Origin of the sequence: Kitasatospora sp. NPDC051170 (assembly GCF_044455705.1) — a bacterium.
Taxonomy (GTDB): domain Bacteria; phylum Actinomycetota; class Actinomycetes; order Streptomycetales; family Streptomycetaceae; genus Kitasatospora.
Genome location: NZ_JBITFA010000010.1, coordinates 41809 through 62305 on the forward strand (window position 1 = coordinate 41809; position 20497 = coordinate 62305).

Below are 20497 nucleotides of genomic sequence, written 5' to 3' on the forward strand. Positions count from 1 at the left end.
GTCAGTACGCGTGGTCCGCGCAGATCTCCTCCGAGAGGCGCAGGGCCCGTTCCGCCTTCGGGCCGCGCAGGGTGAGCAGGGTCTGGGCGAGGGCGTCGACGACGGCCAGGTGGGCGAGGCGGCTGGCGGTGGTCTCCAGGCCGAAGACCAGGTCCTGGCCGCCGGCGACCAGGGTGTGGGTGGCGGTCTCGGTCAGGGGGGAGCGGGCGTAGCTGGACAGGGCGAGGACGGCGGCGCCGGCCTCGCGGGCCCGGCGGGCGGCGTCGACCACCGCCCGGGTGGCGCCGGTGTGGCTGACGGCGAGGCAGACGCCGGTGGGCGGCAGGCCCGAGGCGGCGAGCTGGGCGGTGAACTGGTCGCCGGGGGCGTCCACCGGCAGGCCGAGGGCGCGCAGCCGGTAGGCGAGGTCGAGCACCACCGCGCCGGACAGGCCCATGCCGACCAGCACCACCTGGGAGGCGCCGTCCAGCAGCTCGGCGGCGGCCCGCAGGTCGTCGGGGGTGAGGGTCGCGGTCAGCCCGTCCAGTGCGGCCCGGGAGGTGCGCAGCGTCTCGGCGAGCGCCCGGGAGGCCGGGTCCCCGGATTCGTCCGGGGCGGGCGCGGTGGCCGGGGCGGCCCGGGCGGCGGCGATCTTCAGCTCCTGGTAGCCGCGGAAACCGAGCCGCTGACAGGCCCGGACGACGGAGGAGGAGGCCGTCCCGGCCAGCTCCGCGACATCGCTGACGCTGAGGTGCACCAGGCCGGCGCCGCGGTCGAGCACCACCTGGGCGACGCGCGCCTCGCTGCCGCGCAGCTCGCCGAGCCGGGCCCGGATCTGCGCGGCGAGACCGGATTCCAGCGGCGTGAGAAATTCGGAACGCTCTTCCATGGATCTAGGGTAGCGTGGAATCCGGTTCCAGGCCCATTTGGAATTCCGATGGGCCCTGTCGGAGGGGAGTCCTGTCATGCCCGGAGTCGGTGCCGGAGTCGGGGTCGGTGCGGCCGTGCCGCTGGCCGTCCTCACGGCGGCGGTGCTGCACGCGGTCTGGAACGGCCTGGCGCACCGCGTCCCGGACAAGATGGTCGGCTTCGCGCTGATCAACCTGACGTACACCGCCGTCGGCGTCGTCCTGGCGGTGCTCAATCCGCTGCCCGCGGCCGGCGCCTGGCCGTACCTGCTGGCCTCGGTGGTCGTCCAGGTGACGTCGACGGTGCTGCTGCTGCGGGCCTACGAGCTGGGGGACTTCGGGCAGATGTACCCGATCGCGCGCGGCTCGGCGCCGCTGCTGGTGGCGGTGCTGTCGGTGGCCGTGCTGGGCCAGCACCTGGGCGTCGGCGAGCTGCTGGGCGTGCTGGTGATCTGCTGCGGACTGATCGGGCTGGCCCTCGCGAAGGGCATACCCGGGCGGGCGCAGCTGCCCGCCCTGGGAGCCGCCCTCGGCACCGGCGTGATGATCGCCGGGTACACGGTGCTGGACGGCACCGGCGTGCGGCAGGCGGGGACGCCCGGTGGTTACGTGGCCTGGCTGTTCGTGCTCCAGGGCCCGGTGGTCGCGCTGATCGCGCGCCTGCGGCGCGGCCCCGGGCTGATGACCGGCGTCGGCCCGCTGATACCGGTGGGCGTCCTGGGCGGGGTGCTCTCGCTGACGGCCTACGGCCTGGTCGTGTGGGCGCAGTCCCGGGGGAACCTGGCCTCGATCGCGGCCCTGCGCGAGACGAGCATCGTGATCGCCGCGCTGATCGCCACCGTGGTCTTCCGCGAGCGGCTGGGGCGGCTGCGGATGACCGCGGCCGCCACCGTGCTCGCCGGGATAGCGGTGCTCGAACTCGCCAGGCCTTGAAGGGGGTTGATGCTAAGCGGACTCGGGGACGATCACCGTCAGCGAGGTTTCGACCAGGTCGAAGCCCAGCTGCTCGTAGACCCCGCGGGCCGGGTTGCCCTCCGTCACCACCAGCGTCAGGTGCTCGCCGCCGCGTGCGGCGAGGTCGGCGATGGCCAGGCGCAGCAGGTCCCCGCCGAGGCCACGGTAGCCGCGCCCGGGGTCGCGGAAGACGTCGGCGACCCATGGGCGGCCGTCGCGGTCGGTGAGCGTGAGGCCCGCGATCACGCGGTCCTCGGCGTCCACCGCGAGGAGGCTGGAGGGCAGCAGCGGGCCGATCACCTTCCCGGCGAGCAGCGGGCCGATCCGCTCGGCCACGGCCTGGGCGTCGTCACCGGGGAAGTGGTCCACGTGCCCGGGGGCGAAGGCGGCCCGCCAGGCGGCCAGCAGCTCCTCGGGCGCGCGGTCGCTGGGCACCGCCCGTACGCCCTCGCGCAGCGGCGCCCCGGCCCAGGCGGCCGGCGGGGGATCGGCGCGCAGGTCACGCCGCATGGTGTGGGCGTGGCGCAGGACGGTCGCGCCCTGCGCCGCCAGCTCCCGCCCCAGCTCGGGGGTGCCGGAGACCACCCAGCCGGGCAGCTCGGCCCGGACGAGCGCCGCCGCCTCCGCCGGGTGCTCGGCCCGGCCGTCCACCACCTCCAGCAGGTCCGCCCAGGGCCTGCCCTCCCGTACACCCGGGAGGTAGCTCAGCACCGGCACGCCCCCGCCGTCGCGCCTGATCACCCGGTCCGGCTCAGCCATGGCCCACCCCTGTCCTGTAGATCCTTCGTCGGCGGCCCATGCTCACCACGGAAAGGCGCTCGGGGCAAACGGTTTTCGGTCGCCCGACCCGACCCGGCCTCGCCCGCCCTGCCGCGCGCAGCCCGCCCAGCCCGCCCGGCCCGTCAGGCCACCACCGCCGCCCGGACGCAGAGCACGTCCGGCAGGTGGGACTTGAGCAGCTGCCAGCTCTCGCCCTCGTCGCGGCTGCCGTACACCTCGCCCGTGCGGTTGCCGAAGTAGATCCCCGCCGGGTCGGCGTCGTCGGTGCGCAGCGCGTCGCGCAGCACGATGCCGTAGTGATCCTCGCCGGGCAGCCCCTGGGCGAGCGGCTGCCAGCTGCCGCCGCCGTCGGTGGTGCGGAAGATCCGGCAGCGGCGGCCGGGCGGGATGCGGTCGCCCGAGCCGCCGAGCGGGAAGAGGTACGCGGTGTCGCCCCGGCGCGGGTGCGCGGCGACGGCGAAGCCGAACTCGGCGGGCAGCCCGTCCACGATGGAGTGCCAGCTCGCCCCCCAGTCGTCGCTGCGGTAGACGCCGCCGTGGTTCTGCAGGTAGAGCCGGTCGGGGTGGGCCGGGTCCGGGGCGATCTTGTGCACGCACTGCCCGAACTCGGGGTACTGCCGCTCCTCGGGGAAGAACTCGGCGCGCAGGCCCTGGTTGGACGGCTCCCAGGTGTCGCCGCCGTCCTTGCTGCGGTAGACGCCGCCGCTGGAGACGGCGACCAGCAGCCGCTGCGGGTCGCGCGGGTCGGTCAGGATCGTGTGCAGCCCCTGGCCGCCGTAGCCGGCGCCCCACTCGCTGCGCTGCGGGTGGTTCCACAGCGAGTCGACGAGGGAGAAGCTCTCCCCGCCGTCCGTGGAGCGGAACAGCGCGGCGGGCTCGGTGCCCGCGTAGACGACGCCGGGCGCCTCCGGCCCGGCCGGCTGCAACTGCCAGACCCGGGTGAGGGAGGCGCCCGTGGACTCGGGGAAGCGCACGGCCGGGCTGGCCGGCTCCTGCCAGCTCTCGCCGAGGTCGTCGGAGCGCCAGACCGACGGCCCCCAGTGGCTGCTGTCGGCGCCGACCAGCAGCCGGGTGCGGCCGTCGCGGCGGTCGACGGAGACGGAGTAGATCGCGTTCATCGGGAAGTGCGGGCCGGTGAACTCCCAGGCCAGCCGGTCGCCGCTGCGGCCGAGGAAGAGGCCCTTCTCGGTCCCGACTGCCAACAGCACCTCGGTCATGACTGACACCACCTGATCGCGCGGACGGCCCCCGACCGCCCTGGACGGCCCCCGAGGGCCAGTGTCCCGCCGTCGACCCCCGGCCACCTCTCGCCGCGCCGGTCACCCGGCCGGGCCGTTTGAACCCGGTCGCCCACCGGTCGCCCACCCGTCGGCGTCACCCGTCCGCGTCACCCGTCCGCGTCACCCGTCGGCGCCACCCCCGCCGTTACCCCCGGCAGCCCTCCAGCAGCCGCAGCCACACCTCGCTGATCGTCGGGTACGCGGGCACCGCGTGCCAGAGCCGGTCGATCGGCACCTCGCCGACCACCGCGACGGTCGCCGAGTGCAGCAGTTCCGCGACCCCGGGGCCGACCAGGCAGGCGCCGACGATCACCTCGCGGTCCTGGTCGAAGATCACCCGGGCCCGGCCCCGGTAGCCGTCCGCGTACAGGGAGGCCCCGGCGACGGCGCCGATCTCGTGGTCCACCGCCCGCACCCGCAGCCCGGCCCGCCGGGCGGCCTCCAGGGTCAGCCCGACGGCGGCCACCTCGGGCCGGGTGAACACCACCTGCGGCGCGCCCGCGACGTCCGCGGACGCGGCGTGCGCACCCCAGCGCGAGGTGTCCAGCGCACGCCCCTCGGCACGCGCGGCGATGGCCGCCCCCGTGATCCGGGCCTGGTACTTGCCCTGGTGGGTCAGCAGCGCCCGGTGGTTGACGTCCCCGGCCGCGTACAGCCACCCGCCGTCCACCCCGGCCACCGTGCAGCTGTCGTCCACCGCGAGCCAGTCGCCCGGCCGCAGGCCCACCTGCTCCAGCCCGATGTCGGCCGTGCGCGGCGCCCGGCCCGTCGCGTACAGCACCTCGTCGGCCACGAGCCGCTGCCCGTCGCCGAGGGCGAGGGTCACCGGCCCGGAGCCGTCCGCCCGCTCCAGCGCGGACACCTCGACGCCGAACCGCAGGTCCACCCCGGCCTCCCGCAGGCCCTCCGCCACCAGCTCGCCCGCGAACGGCTCCATCCGGGGCAGCAGCCCGTCGCCGCGCACCAGCAGCGTGACCTGGGAGCCCAGCGCCTGCCAGGCGGCGGCCATCTCCACGCCCACCACCCCGCCGCCGACCACCGCGAGGCGCCCGGGCACGGCGGGGGAGCCGGTGGCCTCCCGGTTGGTCCACGGGTGCGCCTCCGCCAGGCCCGGCACCCCGGAGGGCAGCACCGGACGGCTGCCGGTGCACACGGCGACGGCGTGCCGGGCGGTCAGCACCCGCTCCGAACCGTCCTCCGTCTCCACCGTGACGGTGCGCACGCCCGAGAGGCGGCCGTGGCCGCGCACCAGCTCGATGCCGGTGTCGCGCAGCCACTCCACCTGGCCGTCGTCCTTCCAGTGCGAGGTGAACGAGTCCCGCCGGGCCAGCACCGCGGCCGCGTCCAGCTTCCGCTCGCCCACCGCCTCCCGGCTGCCCGCGACCGCACGGGCGTCGTCCAGCGCCGCCGCCGGGCGCAGCAGCGCCTTGCTGGGCATGCAGGCCCAGTACGAGCACTCGCCGCCGACGAGCTCGGCCTCCACGATCACCGTGCTCAGCCCGGCGGCCACCGTACGGTCGGCCACGTTCTCGCCGGTCGGCCCGGCCCCCAGGACGATGACGTCGTACTCCTCGGCGCTGCTGGTCATGGCCCGGTCCTCCGCGTTGTTCGATGTCCCCGGCCGCCACGTGCGGACACTGTCACCGGGGACGGCGTGGCGACCATCCTTGCCCGCCCGAGCCCGTCCGCGCAGCCGAACACGCGCAACCGGGCCGCGTGAGACCAGTGGCTGTTCACTCCGGGGACAGGGCGGCCAACTCGGCCAGCACCGCCGCCGTGTCGGCCGGGCGGGAGAACATCGGCCAGTGCCCGGTGGGCAGTTCGCGCATCTCCCAGTTCGGCCCGTCCATCCCGGCGAACCACGGGTGGCCGGAGGCGATCATCGCGCGCACCTGCTCCAGCGGGATCGCGCAGCAGACCAGCCCGTGCGCCAGCGCGTCCCGCGCGCCCGTCAGCCGCAGCGCGTCCTCGGCCGCCGCGAGCGGCTGCGGCGTGGCGCGCTCCCGGAAGGCGGCGAGCGCCGCCTCGTCGAGGCCGTCCAGCATGGCGCCGTTCGAGGCGAGCACCTCCTCCCACGGCGGCAGCGGCAGACGGCCGTCGACCGCCGAGGCCTCGGCGCGGGCACGGAACCCGGGCGGCCACATGTCGGCGATGGAACCCCCGTCGGGGATGGGGCCGGCGTCCAGGTAGACCAGACGGCGGACGCGCTCGGGCATCCGGTCGGCCAGCCCGCCCACCGGCGCGCAGGCACCGCTGTGGCCGACCAGCACCACGTCCCACAGGTCCTCGCGGACCAGCAGCTCGGCCAGATCGGCGATCTGGGCCTCCAGGCCGAACTCGCCCACCTCACCCGCCCGTTCGGCGCAACCCGGCAGACTCACCGGGTACACCGCGTGCCCGGCGGCGCGCAGCGGCGCGGCCACCCCGTCCCACGCCCAGGCACCGAGCCAGAAACCGGGGACCAGTACGAACGTGCTCACGGCGGATCACTCCCGTCGTCGATCGGGTTCGCTGTCCCCACCGACTCTAGGACGCGGGAGGGCCCGGGGAGCGGATACTCCCCGGGCCCTCGCGGCGCCGTCACACCACGGCCGTCACACCACGGTCGTCACACCACGGCCGTCACGCTGCGGCCGTCACACCTGGGTCTCGTCCCCGGCCTTCTCCTCGGCGACCTTGCGCTTCACCTCGGCCATGTCCAGCCCCCGGGCCTGGCCGATCAGGTCCTCGAACACCGCCTCCGGCAGCGCGCCGGCCTGGGAGAACACGAGGACGCCCTCACGGATGATCGCCAGCGTCGGGATCGACTGGATGCCGAACGCGGCGGCCAGCTCCTGCTGGGCCTCCGTGTCCACCTTGGTGAACACGAGATCCGGGTGGCGCTCGGCGGCCTTCTCGTACACCGGCGCGAACTGGCGGCACGGGCCGCACCACCCCGCCCAGAAGTCGATGAAGACGAAGTCCTTGCCCTCCGGGCCCGGGACGATCTCGTCGAAGTTCTCCTTGGTCAGTTCGACCGTGCTGCTCATCTCTCGATTCCTTCCCTTCCGGCGGGGCGGCGGTTCAGGCCATGTGCCCGGGACAACGGCGGCCCGTGCCGGGGTATTCCGCGCGCCGTTGAGCACCTCGGCGCCGCCGTCCGTACGGAAGGGCGTCCACCTCCGTCCCACCACCGATCGCGGGAGGCGTCCCATGCGCACCACACCTCGCACCCGCCGGGTCGCCGTGCTGGCCGCCTCCGGCGCGGCCGTGGCCGCGCTGGTCGCGGGCTGCGGCTCGTCCGGCGGCTCGTACGGCAAGCCCGCGCCCTCGACGACACCGAGCGCCCCGGCGAGCCCCTCCAACCCGTCGACCCCGTCGAGCCCGTCGAGCGCGACCCTCCAGACCACGAACGACCCCAAGCTCGGCACGATCGTCACCGACAGCGCCGGCTTCACGCTCTACCGCTTCGACCAGGACCGGAGCAATCCGTCCATGTCCAACTGCAACGGCGGCTGCGCCGTGATCTGGCCGGCCGAGCACGACACCGGCAACGTCACCGTCAAGGGCATCGACTCCAAGCTCGTCGGCAGCGTCACCCGCGCCGACGGCACCAAGCAGGTCACCCTCAACGGCTGGCCGGCCTACCGGTACGCGCCGGACACCAAGCCCGGCGACACCAAGGGCCAGGGCGTCGCGGGCACCTGGTTCGCCCTGACGCCCACCGGCGACAAGGCGGGCGCCACGACCAACCCCATGCCGGCCAACCCGATGCCGGCTACCCCGAAGCCGGCCACCCCGATGCCCGCGAACCCCACCTCGCCGCCGACCAGTGGTTACTGACCGCGATGGTCACTGACCGCGACGGCGGCGGCCCGTCCTCGACGGAGGCACGCAGGTGCGCCACGATGAAACGGTGACCGAGGAGCACCCCGCCGGCGGCCCCGCCGCGCACGGCGCGGGGCCGCCGGACGAGGAGCTGATGCGCGCCCTGTACCACGAGCACGCTGGCCCGCTGTTCGGCTTCGTGCTACACCTGGTCGCCGGCGACCGCCAACGGGCGGAGGACGTCGTCCAGGAGACCCTGGTCCGCGCCTGGCGCAACCTCCACCACCTGGACCCGCAGGCCGGCTCGCTGCGCCCCTGGCTGGTCACCGTCGCCCGCCGGATCGTCATCGACGGCCACCGCGGCGCCCTCGCCCGCCCCCGCGAGGTCGGCGACGCCCCGCTGGAACTGCTGCCCGCCGCGGACGAACTCGACCGCGCCCTACGGATGATGACCATCACCGACGCCCTCGGCGACCTCACGCCCGCCCACCGCGAGATCATCGTCGAGACCTACCTCAAGGGCCGCACCGCCGCCGAGGCCGCCACCGAACTCGGCATCCCGGCCGGAACCGTCCGGTCCCGGGTGTTCTACGCGCTGCGCGCGCTGCGGCTCGCGCTGGAGGAACGGGGAGTGACATCGTGACCGACCACGTCGACGCCGGTGCGTACGTCCTCGGCCTGCTGGAGCCCGCCGAGCGCGCCGCCTTCGAGCACCACCTCGCCACCTGCCCGCAATGCGCCGAGCAGGTGCGCGAACTCTCGCCCGTCGAGCCGCTGCTGGCCGAGTACGCCGCCTCCGCCCGGGCCTCCGGCCTGGACCCGGCCGACACCGCCCCCCACCCCGGCGGACACCTGCTCGACCGCCTCGTCGCCGAGGCCACCGCCGTCCGCCGCCGCGGCCGCGTACGGCGCCTGGTCCTCGCCCTGGCCGCCACCGCGATGCTGGTCGCCGGCCCCGCCGTCACCGCCGCCGTGATCACCGCCGACTCCGGCCCCGCAGTCGTCGCCCTCGCCGACAGCTTCACCGCCACCGACCCGACCACCGGGGCCCAGGCCACCGTCGGCCTCGGCCCCACCACCTGGGGCAGCCGCGTCACCCTCCAACTCGCCGGCGTCCAGGGCCCGTTGACCTGCACCCTCGTCGCCGTCCCCACCACCGGCCAACCCCAGCCCGTCACCACCTGGACCATCCCCCCGGGCGGCTACCCGACCCTCCACACCGACGGCGGCACGGGCCTCCAGCCCGCCCAGATCGACCACTTCGAAGTCCGCGTCCAGCCCACCGGCACCGTCCTCGTCACCATCCCGACCAACCACAGCTGACGGCTACGCCCCGGACACCGTCAGCCGCCCCACCCGGACGGCCCCGCTCTCCACCGGCCAGTGCGGATTCGGCCCGCGTTCCTTCGCCCGGTGCTGCCGCCGCCACAGCCCCGCCCAGCCGCCGTCACCCGCCCGCCCCGTCGCCCGGAACCGGTGCAGTTCCCCGCACGGGCACCCCTCCAGCACCCGCCCGCACGCCCGGCACAGCCCGATGCCCCCGTGCGCGTTCGGCACCCGCACCACCGGCCCCTCCTCCCCGCACGCCGGGCACCCCGGCAGCTCCACGCCGTCCAGCAGCGCGTTCTGCCGCCGCACGTACGCGGGCAGGCCCAACTGCGGGTGCAGGAACGGGTCGCAGCGCCACGCCGCGTCCGGCGAGTCCCACGGGTGCACCCGCCACCACGGCGTCACCGAAGGCCGCCGCCGCCCGGCCCGCTTCTCCTCCCGCCGCCGCGCGTCGTACTCCCCGGCCCGCGCCAGCCACAGCACCCGCGCCTCGTGCAGCTCCTCCACCGCCCGCCCCAGCGCCGCCGGGTCGGCCTCCAGCCGCCGGGGCATCCCGGCGCTCACGGTCAGGTGGTGGTAGGTCGCCCGGAACCCGTACGGGGCGAACTCCGTCAGACAGGTCCGCAGCGCACTGTGCCGCCGGTACAGCGGAAGCCCGGCGTCGTGCACCCGGGCCCGGTGGGTCAGGAAGCTGGTCACGCGCCGGGCTCCGGGGCCAGCCCCCGGGTGAGGGCGGCCGTGAGGGTCTCGGCCCGCCCGGGGAGCTGGCGCCGCGCCCGACTCCCGGCCAGGCGGACGAAGTCACGCAGGCCCTGCTCGGCCGCCGCGAGCGGGCGGCGCAGTTCGTCGACGGGCAGCTCGATGACCGGGCCGCCCTCGACGGAGGCGTCCGGGGTCAGCCGCACCGTCGCGCCGAACCGCTCGGCCCGGGCGTCCGGGTCGTGGCCGAACCAGCCCTCGCCGGGCCCGTCCGTCACGTCCAGCCACTCGTGGCGGTCCTCCAGGCCCGTGCGGCAGCCGGGGTCGAAGACGGCGCCGGTGTTGGCCTCGGCGAGCTGCCACACCGCCGTGGCGACGTCCAGAAGTCCGGTGCGGCCGTCCAGCACCAGAAGGCCGTACGGCCGGCCGGTGTCCGTGGGCCACAGCGCGAAGCCCGAGGGGGAACCGACCTCCAGCACGGGCTGCATCCGCATCATGCCGCGATGATGCCGGACGGCCCCGCCGGGCCGCCACGGGATTCGGGGCCGCGCCACTGGCCTGGTGTTCACCCTGGGTGCGGCGCACTCTGGAGGGGTAACCGATGGAGGTGATCCGCCATGCAGACTCTGGTCGGTTGGCACATCGAGATGGAGTTCCGCGAGGAGGGCGCGCGTACGACCGCCGCCGCCCTGCTCAGGCTCGGCGACGGGACCGAGGTGCGGGCACACGGCTACAGCAGCCGGCACCCGTCCGACCCGGAGCAGCTGCGGGTGGGCGAGGAGATCGCCGGCGCCCGGGCGCTCAACGACCTCGCCTCGCAGCTGCTCACCAAGGCCCACGGCGAGATCCAGGAGGTCAGCCCCGTTCCGACCCACCCGCTGTCCTGAGCTCCCGGCTCCGCCCGGTCGACCTGTTCGACCTTTTCGACCCGGTCAGTTCGGGCAGTACGTCGTCGGCGGCAGCCACTCCGGCCCGACGAGCCGCTGCTCCAGCTCGTCGAGCGTGACCCGGATGCCGACCGTCCCGGCCAGCCCGAGCCGCATCCGGCTGCGGGCGAGCCGGAAGAGCGCCGTCAGGCCGTACTTGTTGATCAGCGAGGTGCGGTAGCGGGCGGTGTCGTCCTCGTCGCAGAGCCGGGCGCGGGCCGGGAGGCGGCGGCCGGTGGGGCGGCCGTGGGCGTCGCAGGGGCCGATCAGCACGCGGGGGTGGCGGCGGATGCGTTCGGCCTCACCGGAGTGGGCGGGTGCCCACAGGCCGAGCGCGGTGCCGTCGGCCACCACCCACAGCGAGGAGTCCAGGCGGCTGCCGTCATCGCAGAAGGTGGTCAGCAGCAGGTATCTGCTGTCGGCGAGCTGGTCCGTTCGGCGCCGGTCCGTTCGGCGCCGGTCCGTTCGACGGTGCACGACGACCTCCCTCGGGCATCGCGGCGGGTGCTCCCATTCTCGCCGAGCGGGGCCGCCGCATCGAGAGCGGAAGGCGCCAATGCGGGCGGCCCGCCCGGTGTCCACCGTTCGTGGACACCGGACGGGCCGCGTTCGCACCCGAGTGAGCCCCGAGGGGCCGTTCGAGGGGTCAGTGCGCCATCACCGGCACGTCGTTGTGCTCGACGGTCTCCGCACCGGAGGCCTCGCCCCTGCTCGCGCCGGGCCGGCCGGCGTTGATCAGGGTGAAGGCGATCAGGGCGGCGGTCACCAGGATGCCGAAGGACACCCAGATCGCGGTCGTGAAGCCGTGCACCATGCCCTGGAGCTGCAGCGCCTTGTCGGTGGGAGCGACGTGGTGCGAGGTCAGCCAGGTGGTGGTGGCGCTGGCCGCGATGGTGTTGAGCAGCGCGGTGCCGATGGCGCCGCCGACCTGCTGCGAGGTGTTGACCATCGCCGAGGCGACGCCCGCGTCGCGCGGCTGGACGCCGTGCGTGGCCAGGCTCATCGCCGGCATGAAGGCCGTACCCATGCCGAGGCCCATCAGGACGAGGCCGGGCAGGATCAGCGCCGGGTACGAGGTGTCGGTGCCGATGTGGGTCAGCAGGAACATGCCGACCGAGGCGGTCAGGAAGCCGGGCGCCATCAGGTAGCGCGCCGGGACGCGGGTCATCAGCCGGGCGCCGATCTGCGTGGAGCCGGTGATCATGCCCGCCACCATCGGCAGGAAGGCCACACCGGTCAGGACCGGGCTGTAGTCGCGCACGACCTGCAGGTAGTAGGTCAGGAACAGGAACAGGCCGAACATGCCGATCACGGCCAGGCCCAGCGACAGGTACACCCCGCCGCGGTTGCGGTCCAGCACCACGCGCAGCGGCAGCAGCGGGGCCTTGACCCGGCTCTCCACCACCACGAAGGCGCCGAGCAGCACGACGGCCGCGGCGAACAGGCCCAGGGTGCCGCCGGCCAGCCAGCCGTCGGACTCGGCGCGGGTGAACCCGTACACGAGGGAGACCAGGCCCGTGGTCACCAGCACGACGCCGGGGACGTCCAGCCTGTTGCGGTTGCGGCCCTCGGAGGGCTCGCGGATCACCATCAGGGCGCCGGCGATCGCCGCGACGGCGAACGGGATGTTGACGAAGAAGGTCCAGCGCCAGTTCAGGTACTCGGTCAGCGCGCCGCCGAGGATCAGGCCTATCGCGCCGCCACCGCCGGCGATGGCGCCGTAGATGCCGAACGCCTTGGCGCGCTCCTTCGCCTCGGTGAAGGTCACCGCGAGCAGCGAGAGCGCGGCCGGGGCGAGCAGGGCACCGAAGACGCCCTGCAGGGCGCGGGAGCCGAGCAGCATCGCGGTGTTGGCCGCGGCGCCGCCGAGGGCGGAGGCGAGGGCGAAGCCGGTCAGGCCGACCACGAAGGTCCGCTTGCGGCCCCACAGGTCGGCGATGCGGCCGCCGAACAGCAGCAGGCCGCCGAAGGCCAGCGCGTAGGCGGTGATCACCCACTGGCGGTTGCCGTCCGTGATGCCCAGGTCGCGCTGGGCGGAGGGCAGGGCGATGTTCACGATGGTCGCGTCGAGCACGACCATCAGCTGGGCGAGGCCGATGAAGATCAGCGCCTTCCAGCGCCTCGGATCGGCCGACGTCGCCGCGAGGGCGTCGTTCTGGGGCATGGGGGTACTCACTTCAGGGTGCGTGGTGCGTGCGAGAACGGCGGTGCGCCGTACGGGATGCCGGGCGTGCCGGAACATGGCCTCGGCGCATCGGTGCGCCCGGCCGGTCGGGTCTAGCGTCTCTACGTGGTTGCGTCTCTACGTCGTTGCGTGGTCAGTGCCTGGACTGCTGGAAGTCCTCGAAGGTCGCCGCCCGTCCGGGCAGCGTCGAGCGGGCGGGCGCCCGCAGACCGTCCAGGAACAGCTGCAGGTGCCGGTGGACGAACTCGTCGAGCAGCCCGCACGTGGTGCCCGGCAGCGGCCGGGTCAGCTGGCTGATCGCGATGAACAGGTCACCGTGGTCGGCGTCCGGGCGCATCTCGCCCGCGTCCCGGGCGCGGTCCATCAGACCGCACACGGCGGCCCGAAGGCGCTCCCGGATCTCGACCAACTCGGGGTCGTTCGGGTCGACATGGCCGGTGAAGAGCGCGCACAGCCCGCCGACCTTCTCCGCCACGGCCCCGTGCGCGAACCGCTGAAGAGCCTCGAACGGACCGCCCCCGCCGGGGGCCGAAGCCTCCGTGGTGGCTGTCTCGGCGAGCGCCAGAATGCGGTTCTTGACGAGGATCGCCACCTCGCGGATCAGCGACGCCCGGTCCGGAAAGTTCCGGTACAGCGTGGCATTGCCGACCCCCGCCCGCTTCGCGATCTCGTCCAACGGCGCATCCGCACCGTCCTCGACGAACACGTCCCGGGCCGCCAGCACGATCCGCTCCCTGTTCCGGCTCGCATCCGCACGCAGCTTCGGCGTACGCACACTCCCCGCAACACGGGCCGATCCAGCGGCGACGGTGGTCACGACGACTCCTCCAACATACCGGGGAACTTCTCCCCGCTTCTGCCAACGTACTCACAAACGGGGAATCTGTCCCCGGAATTTCCCCCACCCATGTGACCTGCGTCACATCTCTGCCCCTTCCCGATGTCCCGAGTATCGGGGTCATAACGTACGGTCGCGGCATGACTACGGATATCGGGAGACGGCTCCGGCCGCAGATGCTGCCCGAGGAGTTCGAGGAACTCGCACGTCTCGCGTTCCGAACGATCGAGGGCCTCCGGCTCGAGTTCCTCGGCGGCCGTCTGGCGGTCAGGCCGCGATCGGATGGCGACCATGGCCGCGTCGTCGAGTGGCTGGTGCGCCGATGCCTCCAGGCGCGGCCGGAGCTGTTTCTGCACCGCCACGGCCTCAAGGTGCACCGGTCCCGGAACGGACGCGCCAACCCGGACGGAATCCTCGCGCACGCCGAGGCGTTCGTCGGCCTGGGCCCGTGGGTCGGCGCCGAGGCGGTTCTGATGGTCGTCGAAATCACCCTCGCCGAGGTCGAAGCCGACCAGCGGGCGCGTGTCGAGAAGCCCCGTGCCTACGCCGAGACCGGCATCCCCCTCTACCTGCTGATCGACCGCGACTCCGCCGAGGTCGTCGTCCACAGCGATCCCGCCGGAGTCCGCTACGAGACCGTCCGGACCCTTCCCTTCGGCAAGACCGTCCACCTCCCCGACCCCGTCGGCATCCCGCTCGACACCGAGCCGCTGAAGAACTGGGTGCGCTGAGCCCGGCCTGCCTTCCCCGGGGCCGTACGGGTGGGCGCCTAGGGTGGGGGCGTCCCGGGCGGCCGGAGGGCCGTGGGGTGGCCGGGTGGGTGGAGGAGGTTCGCGATGGTCGGCGGTGAGATGGCTGCCCGGGTGCGGTGTGTGGCGGCGGTGCCGTGCTGGGTGAGCCTGATGACCCGGGACCTGGTGGGGGCGGAGGAGTTCTACGGGCCGCTGCTGGGCTGGGAGTTCGAGCAGGCTCCGGATCGCCTGGGGCCGTACGTGCACGCCGTCACCGGCGGGGAGGCCGTGGCCGGGCTGGGGACGGCGGAGGGCGGGGCGATCCCCTACGCGTGGACCTGCTACTTCGGGACGGAGAGCGCCGACGCCGCCGCCGACGCGGTGCGCGAGCGCGGTGCCACCCTCGCTGTGGGGCCGCTGGGCTTCGACGCCGGGCGGGTCGCCTTCGCCGCGGACCCGGCGGGCGCGGTGTTCGGCATCTGGGAGGGCCCGCTCGGGCGCGCCCGCAGGCTCGACCTGCCCGGCGCTCCGGTCTGGATCGAGCTGCGCACCCCGGACCCGTTCGCGGCGGCCCTCTTCTACGGGGAGGTGTTCCGCTGGGACGGCCGGGATCCGGAGCGCTTCGACGTCCGCTGGGAGCACGACCGGGTGGTGCTGCGCGCCGAGGGCCACAGCGTCGCGGCGCTGGCCAAGGAGGAGTCGCAGGCCCCGAGCGGACTGCCGCCGCACTGGGAGGTGTCCTTCGCCGTCCCGGACGCCGACCGCGCCCTCGCCCGGGCCGTGGAGCTGGGCGGTGCGGCGTTCGGCCCCGCCTTCGACTCCCCGTACGGGCGGGTCGCGCGTCTGCGGGACCGCGAGGGCGGGCGCTTCGCGGTGATCAGCGCCAAGAGTTGAGGAACCGGGGTCGCTAGCCCAGCTCCGCCCGGGCCTGCCGCAGCCGGTCGCCGAGCTCCGCCCGGGCGGCTGCCGGGAGGGCCTTGCGGGCGGCGGGGAAGAGGGCCTTCTCCTCCCCGGCCAGGTGCCGGCGCAGGGTGTCGGCGAGGCCGCGCAGCAGGGTGGCGAAGGCGGGGTCGTCGGGCTGCACGCCCTGGAGGTCGGAGAGGTACTGCCCGATCGCCAGGTGGTCGTGGATGCTGCTGAACACCAGCGCCCCGCCGCCGGGGACGTCGTGCTGCACCACCGGGAACAGGTGCTCCTCCTCGGCTGCGCAGTGGGTGAAGAGCAGGTCGGTGAGCCGCGCCAGCAGGTCACCGCGCTCGGCGGAGCCCGGGGGCGCCGCCTCGATGCGGTCCAGCAGTTCGAGGAGCTCCCGGTGGTCGGCGGCGAACTCGCCGAGGATGTCCGGCCTGCGGCTCATGGCGCTCCCGCCTTTCGCGCGGTCCCCACTGGGTCACCGGGAGCCGCCGACGACCGGTGGCCCCCGTACTGTCCAGTATCCGGCGCCGCGCGCCCGTACACCCGGGAGGCGGGGGGTGGGAGACCGATCAGCCCCGGTCGCGTCGCCCGGCGACGGCGAGGAGCCGGGTCTGGGCGGGGGCGTCGGCCGGGACGGGCACCGGCGGGTCGAAGAGGCCGCTGCCGGACAGGTCGCCGTAGCCGCCCATCTGCTCCAGGGCGAAGTCGACGAGGCGTGCCGGGAGCCGGGTGAGGTGGCCGATGCCCTCGGCGAGGTCCCAGCTGTGGATGACCAGGTCGGTGGTGAGCTGGTCCAGGTAGTAGCGCCCGGAGACGTCCCCGAAGGAGAGGTGGACGGTCAGGTCGGTGGCGCCGGGGACGGCGAAGGCGCGCTCGGCGGCGGTGGCGGCGTCCGTCCAGGCGGCGACCGGGTCCTCGCCGAGGACGTCGCCGTCGAAGCGCCCGCCGACCTCGGCGATGGTGGAGCCCATCAGCAGCTCGGGCACCCAGAGCTGCTCGCCGGTGAGGTGGTTGACGAGGTCGCGGACGGACCAGTCGGCGCACGGGGTGGGGGAGTCCCACTGTTCGGGGGTGACCAGCCGGACGCGCTCGCCGAAGGCGGCCAGCGCCTCGGCGTAGGGGGCCGTCGCGTCCGGGTCCTGCCGGTGTCGGGTCATGCCTCCACCCTGCCCCGCCCCCGGCGCGGGCCGCTACTCGCCCAGGAGTCCCGGGAGCCCCGGGGCTCCTCGAAACCCGTCAGTTGTTCCAATTTGAACTTCGGGGTACGGTCAGGGAGCGGCAGGTTCAAATTTGAACAACCCGCGAACCCCCTGTTGACGACCGATGACCCCGATCGATGGAGACGCGCATGCCGAGCAGCAGCCCGCGCACGACCGCCCCCACCTCCCCGCACGCCTACGACGCCGGACTCCTGCTCCTGCGCCTCGTCCTCGGCCTGACCATGGCCGCCCACGGCAGCCAGAAGCTGTTCGGCTGGTTCGGCGGTGGCGGGATCGACGGCACCGGCCAGTTCTTCACCATGAGCGGCTACCCGGCCGGCAATGCGATGGCCGTGGTCGCGGGCCTCACCGAGACCCTCGGCGGCCTCGCCCTCGCCGTGGGCCTGCTGACCCCGCTGGCCGGCGCCGCGATCGTCGGCACCATGGTCAACGCGATCGCCGTCACCTGGGGCGGCGGCTTCTTCGCCCCCAAGGGCGGCGAGTACGAGTACCTGCTGACGGCCGGTGCCGCCGCTCTCGCCCTGACGGGCCCCGGCCGCTACGCCGTGGACCGCTTCCTGCCCGTGGTGCGCGCGCACCGACTGGCATACGGCGTGGCCGCGGTGCTGGTGGGCCTGGCGACGGCCGGGGTCATCCTGCTGCTGCGCAAGTAACCCCTCCGGGTGGTACGGCCGGCGACTACGGATGTAGTGCCACTACGGACGTAGTCCCACCGTGGGAGTGGCGCCGACGGAGACGTCGGCGCCACTCCCACGGCCGTTTCCAGGGCCGCCGCCGTTCTCACGCCCCGATCCGCACCAGCGCCAGCGTGATGTTGTCCGGCCCGCCCGCCTCGATCGCCGCCCGCCACAGCTCGAACGCCGCTTTGCCGTCGGACCGGTCGCCTCCGTCCGCCCGGTCGGCGCCCTCGGGCGGCCGGGCGAGCAGGGCGGCGAGCTCCTCCTCCGGCACCGGGTCCGTCAGGCCGTCGCTGCACACCAGGTACCGGTCGCCGGGGGCCAGCGGTTCGGCGCGTACGTGCGGTTCGACGAAGGTGAGCCCGAGCGAGCCGCCGAGGGTCTGGGTGACCACCGAGGTGGTGCGCCGCCCGGGCGGCAGTGGCGGGCTGTCGTCCACGCTGACCCGGCGCAGCCCGTCCGCCGTGACGCGGTAGACCCGGCTGTCGCCGACGTTGAAGACGAGCACCTGCTCGGGCAGCAGCACCAGCCCGGCGACGGTGGTGCCCATCGCGGCCAGTTCCGGCTCCCCGGCGGCGGCCGCGTAGACGGCCCGGTTGCACTCCTGGAGTTCGGCCCGTACGGCCTCCTCCCCGTCGAGCGCGCCGCCCGCCGCCGCGAGCCGCCGGGCGACCAGCGCGCTGGCGACCTCGCCGCCGGGGTGCCCGCCGAGCCCGTCCGCCACCGCGACCACACAGGGCGGGCCGAGCGGGAACAGGAGGGTCTGCGGGTTGTCGGTCACGGTGGAGCAGAGCGTCCACGGGCCGACCGTCAGGCTGTCCTCGTTGTGTTCGCGCACCAGGCCCTCGTGGCTCAGCGCGCTCACCGCGATGTACGCCGCCATCGCTCCGCCGTCCTTCCGCCCTTCGTCGGTCCTCCTCCCATTGTCGGCGGGGGGAATACAAGCCGCCGCCCGGATGCTAGGGTGGTTGAAAGTTGAACGAACCAGGGCGAGGGGCCCCGGGCAGACCAGGAGTGTGGTGAGCACCATGCAGTTCGGAATCTTCACCGTCGGCGACGTCACCCAGGACCCGACCACCGGCCGCACCCCGAGCGAGCACGAGCGGATCAAGGCGATGGTGGCCATCGCGCGCAAGGCCGAGGAGGTCGGCCTGGACGTCTTCGCGACCGGCGAGCACCACAACCCGCCGTTCGTGCCGTCCTCGCCGACGACCATGCTCGGCTACGTCGCCGCGCAGACCGACCGCATCATCCTCTCCACCTCGACCACGCTGATCACCACCAACGACCCGGTGAAGATCGCCGAGGACTTCGCGATGCTCCAGCACCTCGCCGAGGGCCGGGTGGACGTCATGATGGGCCGCGGCAACACCGGCCCGGTCTACCCGTGGTTCGGCAAGGACATCCGCCAGGGCATCCCGCTCGCGATCGAGAACTACGCGCTGCTGCACCAGCTGTGGCGCGAGGACGTGGTGGACTGGCAGGGCCGCTTCCGTACCCCGCTGCAGTCCTTCACCTCCACCCCGCGCCCGCTGGACGGCGTCCCGCCGTTCGTCTGGCACGGCTCGATCCGCAGCCCCGAGATCGCCGAGCAGGCCGCCTACTACGGCGACGGCTTCTTCGCGAACAACATCTTCTGGCCCAAGGAGCACTTCCAGAAGCTGATCGAGCTCTACCGCGAGCGCTACGCCCACTACGGCCACGGCACCCCCGAGCAGGCGGTCGTCGGGCTCGGCGGGCAGGTGTTCATGCGCAGGAACTCCCAGGACGCGGTGCGCGAGTTCCGTCCGTACTTCGACAACGCGCCGGTGTACGGGCACGGGCCCTCGCTGGAGGAGTTCACCGAGCAGACCCCGCTGACCGTGGGCAGCCCGCAGGAGGTCATCGAGAAGACGCTGGCCTTCCGCGAGACCTTCGGCGACTACCAGCGCCAGCTGTTCCTGATGGACCACGCGGGCCTGCCGCTGAAGACGGTCCTGGAGCAGCTGGACCTGCTCGGCGAGGAGGTCGTGCCGGTGCTGCGCGAGGAGTTCGCGAAGAACCGCCCGGCGCAGGTGCCGGACGGGCCCACCCACGCCGCACTGGTCGCGGCCCGCGACGAGAAGGCCATCAGCGAGGAGAAGGTGGAGGCCGCCAAGTGACCACGTACAAGCTGACGGTGGTGAGCGCCGGCCTGAGCAAGCCGTCCTCGACGCGCCTGCTCGCCGACCGGCTCGCCGAGTCGACGGTGCGCCAACTCTCCCGGCACGGGCGGGAGGTGGAGGTCACGGTGATCGAACTGCGGGACCTCGCCGTGGAGATCGCCAACAACCTCGTCACCGGCTTCCCCGGCGCCGCCCTGCGCGGGGCCGTCGAGGCGGTCACGGAGGCGGACGCGCTGATCGCGGTGACGCCGATCTTCACCGCCTCGTACAGCGGCCTGTTCAAGTCGTTCTTCGACGTGATCGACCACGACGCGCTGGCCGGCAAGCCGGTGCTGATCGCGGCCACCGGCGGTACGCCCCGGCACTCGCTGGCGCTGGAGCACGCCGTCCGCCCGATGTTCGCCTACCTGCGCGCGGTGGTGCTGCCGACGGCCGTCTACGCGGCCACCGACGACTGGGGCGCGAAGGGCGACGGGCTCTCCGAGGACCTGCCGCGCCGGATCGACCGGGCGGCGGGGGACCTGACGGCGCTGCTGGCCGGCCGCACCCCGGCGGCCCCGGCGGTGGCCGTGCCCCAGCAGACGGTGCCGCAGGTGGTGCCGTTCGCCGAGCAGCTGGCGGCGCTGAGGGTCTGAACAGGCTGAGGGCCTGAACCGCAGAACCGTAGGCCGACTCACATCGCGGCCGCCCGGGCGTCGTACGCCGCCCGGGCGGCCGCGATCTCGCGTTGGTGCGTCTCCGTCCAGGTGACCAGCGACTGGATGGTGGCGTGCAGCGTGCGCCCGAGCGGCGTCAGCGCGTAGTCCACCCGGGGCGGCACCACCGGGTGGACGGTCCGCTCGACCATGCCGTCCCGCTCCAGCTGGCGCAGGGTGACGGTGAGCATCCGCTGGCTGACCCCGTCGATCGCCCGGCGCAGCTCGGTGAAGCGCAGCGACTGCCGGTCCAGCAGGGCGATCACCAGCAGCGACCACTTGTCGGCGATCCGGTCGAGGATCCGCCGCACGTCGCAGTCCTCGCGCACGTCCCACTGGAACACGTCGTAGTCGTCGCACCCGTCCGCGGTACCCGCACAGTGCGTCGGTTCCTTCGAAGTGCCTTCTTCCACGCTTCCTGATGCTGCCT

At 74.1% G+C, this 20497-nt stretch carries 25 protein-coding genes; 10 read left to right on the forward strand and 15 right to left on the reverse strand.

Annotated features, from left to right (window positions below):
- Window position 1: 1 nt before the first annotated feature.
- Complete coding sequence (locus tag ACIBCA_RS21240) at window positions 2-868, reverse strand: MurR/RpiR family transcriptional regulator (RefSeq protein WP_396284498.1); 867 nt, start codon at window positions 866-868, stop codon at window positions 2-4.
- A gap of 76 nt (window positions 869-944) precedes the next feature.
- Between ACIBCA_RS21240 and ACIBCA_RS21245 the strand changes: the two genes are divergently transcribed.
- Window positions 945-1820: an EamA family transporter gene (locus ACIBCA_RS21245; protein ID WP_396284499.1), complete on the forward strand. Its 876-nt coding sequence runs from the start codon at window positions 945-947 to the stop codon at window positions 1818-1820.
- A gap of 12 nt (window positions 1821-1832) precedes the next feature.
- Here the strand turns inward: ACIBCA_RS21245 and ACIBCA_RS21250 are convergent, their stop codons facing one another.
- From ACIBCA_RS21250 to ACIBCA_RS21270, 5 genes are all read right to left on the reverse strand, one after another.
- Window positions 1833-2600, reverse strand: a complete 768-nt coding sequence (locus tag ACIBCA_RS21250) for a GNAT family N-acetyltransferase (RefSeq protein WP_396284500.1) — start codon at window positions 2598-2600, stop codon at window positions 1833-1835.
- Between the two features lie 143 nt (window positions 2601-2743).
- Window positions 2744-3838 carry a WD40/YVTN/BNR-like repeat-containing protein gene (locus ACIBCA_RS21255; RefSeq protein ID WP_396284501.1) on the reverse strand — a complete coding sequence of 365 codons (1095 nt, stop codon included), beginning with the start codon at window positions 3836-3838 and terminating at the stop codon, window positions 2744-2746.
- Window positions 3839-4046: 208 nt separating this feature from the next.
- A complete protein-coding gene (locus ACIBCA_RS21260; RefSeq protein ID WP_396284502.1) occupies window positions 4047-5489 on the reverse strand; it encodes a dihydrolipoyl dehydrogenase family protein in 1443 nt (480 codons plus the stop codon).
- Window positions 5490-5634: 145 nt separating this feature from the next.
- Complete coding sequence (locus ACIBCA_RS21265) at window positions 5635-6381, reverse strand: alpha/beta fold hydrolase (RefSeq protein WP_396284503.1); 747 nt, start codon at window positions 6379-6381, stop codon at window positions 5635-5637.
- A 156-nt stretch (window positions 6382-6537) separates the two neighbouring features.
- On the reverse strand, window positions 6538-6930 hold the full coding sequence (locus tag ACIBCA_RS21270) for a thioredoxin family protein (RefSeq protein ID WP_396284504.1): 393 nt from the start codon (window positions 6928-6930) through the stop codon (window positions 6538-6540).
- Window positions 6931-7093: 163 nt separating this feature from the next.
- Between ACIBCA_RS21270 and ACIBCA_RS21275 the strand changes: the two genes are divergently transcribed.
- From ACIBCA_RS21275 to ACIBCA_RS21285, 3 genes are all read left to right on the forward strand, one after another.
- Window positions 7094-7723, forward strand: coding sequence for a hypothetical protein (locus tag ACIBCA_RS21275; RefSeq protein ID WP_396284505.1), 630 nt, complete (start codon window positions 7094-7096; stop codon window positions 7721-7723).
- 73 nt (window positions 7724-7796) lie between these two features.
- Window positions 7797-8351, forward strand: a complete 555-nt coding sequence (locus tag ACIBCA_RS21280; RefSeq protein WP_396284506.1) for a sigma-70 family RNA polymerase sigma factor — start codon at window positions 7797-7799, stop codon at window positions 8349-8351.
- Entirely contained in the window at window positions 8348-9031 is a 684-nt protein-coding gene (locus tag ACIBCA_RS21285) for a zf-HC2 domain-containing protein (protein ID WP_396284507.1), read from the forward strand. The genes ACIBCA_RS21280 and ACIBCA_RS21285 overlap by 4 nt, the downstream gene beginning before the upstream one ends.
- A 3-nt stretch (window positions 9032-9034) precedes the next feature.
- On the opposite strand, the gene ACIBCA_RS21290 is transcribed toward ACIBCA_RS21285, so the two are convergent.
- A complete protein-coding gene (locus tag ACIBCA_RS21290) occupies window positions 9035-9736 on the reverse strand; it encodes a hypothetical protein (protein ID WP_396284508.1) in 702 nt (233 codons plus the stop codon).
- A complete protein-coding gene (locus ACIBCA_RS21295; protein ID WP_396284509.1) occupies window positions 9733-10233 on the reverse strand; it encodes a hypothetical protein in 501 nt (166 codons plus the stop codon). Before ACIBCA_RS21295 ends, ACIBCA_RS21290 begins: the two co-directional genes overlap by 4 nt.
- 120 nt (window positions 10234-10353) lie before the next feature.
- Between ACIBCA_RS21295 and ACIBCA_RS21300 the strand changes: the two genes are divergently transcribed.
- Entirely contained in the window at window positions 10354-10623 is a 270-nt protein-coding gene (locus ACIBCA_RS21300; protein ID WP_396284510.1) for a DUF1876 domain-containing protein, read from the forward strand.
- 45 nt (window positions 10624-10668) lie between these two features.
- Here ACIBCA_RS21300 and ACIBCA_RS21305 read toward each other — a convergent pair whose 3' ends face one another.
- The 3 genes from ACIBCA_RS21305 to ACIBCA_RS21315 form a co-directional block, all read right to left on the reverse strand.
- Window positions 10669-11139, reverse strand: a complete 471-nt coding sequence (locus ACIBCA_RS21305; RefSeq protein WP_396284511.1) for a PPOX class F420-dependent oxidoreductase — start codon at window positions 11137-11139, stop codon at window positions 10669-10671.
- A gap of 169 nt (window positions 11140-11308) precedes the next feature.
- The gene (locus tag ACIBCA_RS21310) at window positions 11309-12826 is read right to left on the reverse strand and encodes an MFS transporter (RefSeq protein ID WP_396284512.1); all 1518 of its coding nucleotides are present in this window, start codon (window positions 12824-12826) and stop codon (window positions 11309-11311) included.
- Window positions 12827-12980: 154 nt separating this feature from the next.
- Window positions 12981-13664 (reverse strand): TetR/AcrR family transcriptional regulator, encoded by a 684-nt coding sequence (locus ACIBCA_RS21315; RefSeq protein WP_396284513.1) that lies wholly within the window; start codon window positions 13662-13664, stop codon window positions 12981-12983.
- A gap of 161 nt (window positions 13665-13825) precedes the next feature.
- Here ACIBCA_RS21315 and ACIBCA_RS21320 point away from each other — a divergent pair, with 161 nt between their 5' ends.
- Complete coding sequence (locus tag ACIBCA_RS21320) at window positions 13826-14416, forward strand: Uma2 family endonuclease (protein ID WP_396284514.1); 591 nt, start codon at window positions 13826-13828, stop codon at window positions 14414-14416.
- Window positions 14417-14587: 171 nt separating this feature from the next.
- On the forward strand, window positions 14588-15310 hold the full coding sequence (locus ACIBCA_RS21325; protein WP_396284731.1) for a VOC family protein: 723 nt from the start codon (window positions 14588-14590) through the stop codon (window positions 15308-15310).
- A gap of 13 nt (window positions 15311-15323) precedes the next feature.
- Here ACIBCA_RS21325 and ACIBCA_RS21330 read toward each other — a convergent pair whose 3' ends face one another.
- Together ACIBCA_RS21330 and ACIBCA_RS21335 are read right to left on the reverse strand one after the other, a co-directional pair.
- A complete protein-coding gene (locus ACIBCA_RS21330) occupies window positions 15324-15773 on the reverse strand; it encodes a hemerythrin domain-containing protein (RefSeq protein ID WP_396284515.1) in 450 nt (149 codons plus the stop codon).
- Between the two features lie 127 nt (window positions 15774-15900).
- Window positions 15901-16488, reverse strand: coding sequence for a TIGR03086 family metal-binding protein (locus ACIBCA_RS21335; protein ID WP_396284516.1), 588 nt, complete (start codon window positions 16486-16488; stop codon window positions 15901-15903).
- A 191-nt stretch (window positions 16489-16679) separates the two neighbouring features.
- Between ACIBCA_RS21335 and ACIBCA_RS21340 the strand changes: the two genes are divergently transcribed.
- Window positions 16680-17204, forward strand: coding sequence for a DoxX family protein (locus ACIBCA_RS21340; protein WP_396284517.1), 525 nt, complete (start codon window positions 16680-16682; stop codon window positions 17202-17204).
- Window positions 17205-17331: 127 nt separating this feature from the next.
- Here the strand turns inward: ACIBCA_RS21340 and ACIBCA_RS21345 are convergent, their stop codons facing one another.
- Complete coding sequence (locus ACIBCA_RS21345; protein WP_396284518.1) at window positions 17332-18111, reverse strand: PP2C family protein-serine/threonine phosphatase; 780 nt, start codon at window positions 18109-18111, stop codon at window positions 17332-17334.
- Window positions 18112-18256: 145 nt separating this feature from the next.
- On the opposite strand from ACIBCA_RS21345, the gene ACIBCA_RS21350 reads away from it, so the two are divergent.
- Together ACIBCA_RS21350 and ACIBCA_RS21355 are read left to right on the forward strand one after the other, a co-directional pair.
- The gene (locus ACIBCA_RS21350; protein ID WP_396284519.1) at window positions 18257-19369 is read left to right on the forward strand and encodes an LLM class flavin-dependent oxidoreductase; all 1113 of its coding nucleotides are present in this window, start codon (window positions 18257-18259) and stop codon (window positions 19367-19369) included.
- Window positions 19366-20007, forward strand: a complete 642-nt coding sequence (locus tag ACIBCA_RS21355; RefSeq protein WP_396284520.1) for an FMN reductase — start codon at window positions 19366-19368, stop codon at window positions 20005-20007. The genes ACIBCA_RS21350 and ACIBCA_RS21355 overlap by 4 nt, the downstream gene beginning before the upstream one ends.
- A 38-nt stretch (window positions 20008-20045) precedes the next feature.
- Here ACIBCA_RS21355 and ACIBCA_RS21360 read toward each other — a convergent pair whose 3' ends face one another.
- Entirely contained in the window at window positions 20046-20480 is a 435-nt protein-coding gene (locus ACIBCA_RS21360) for a winged helix-turn-helix transcriptional regulator (RefSeq protein ID WP_396284521.1), read from the reverse strand.
- Window positions 20481-20497: the final 17 nt, after the last annotated feature.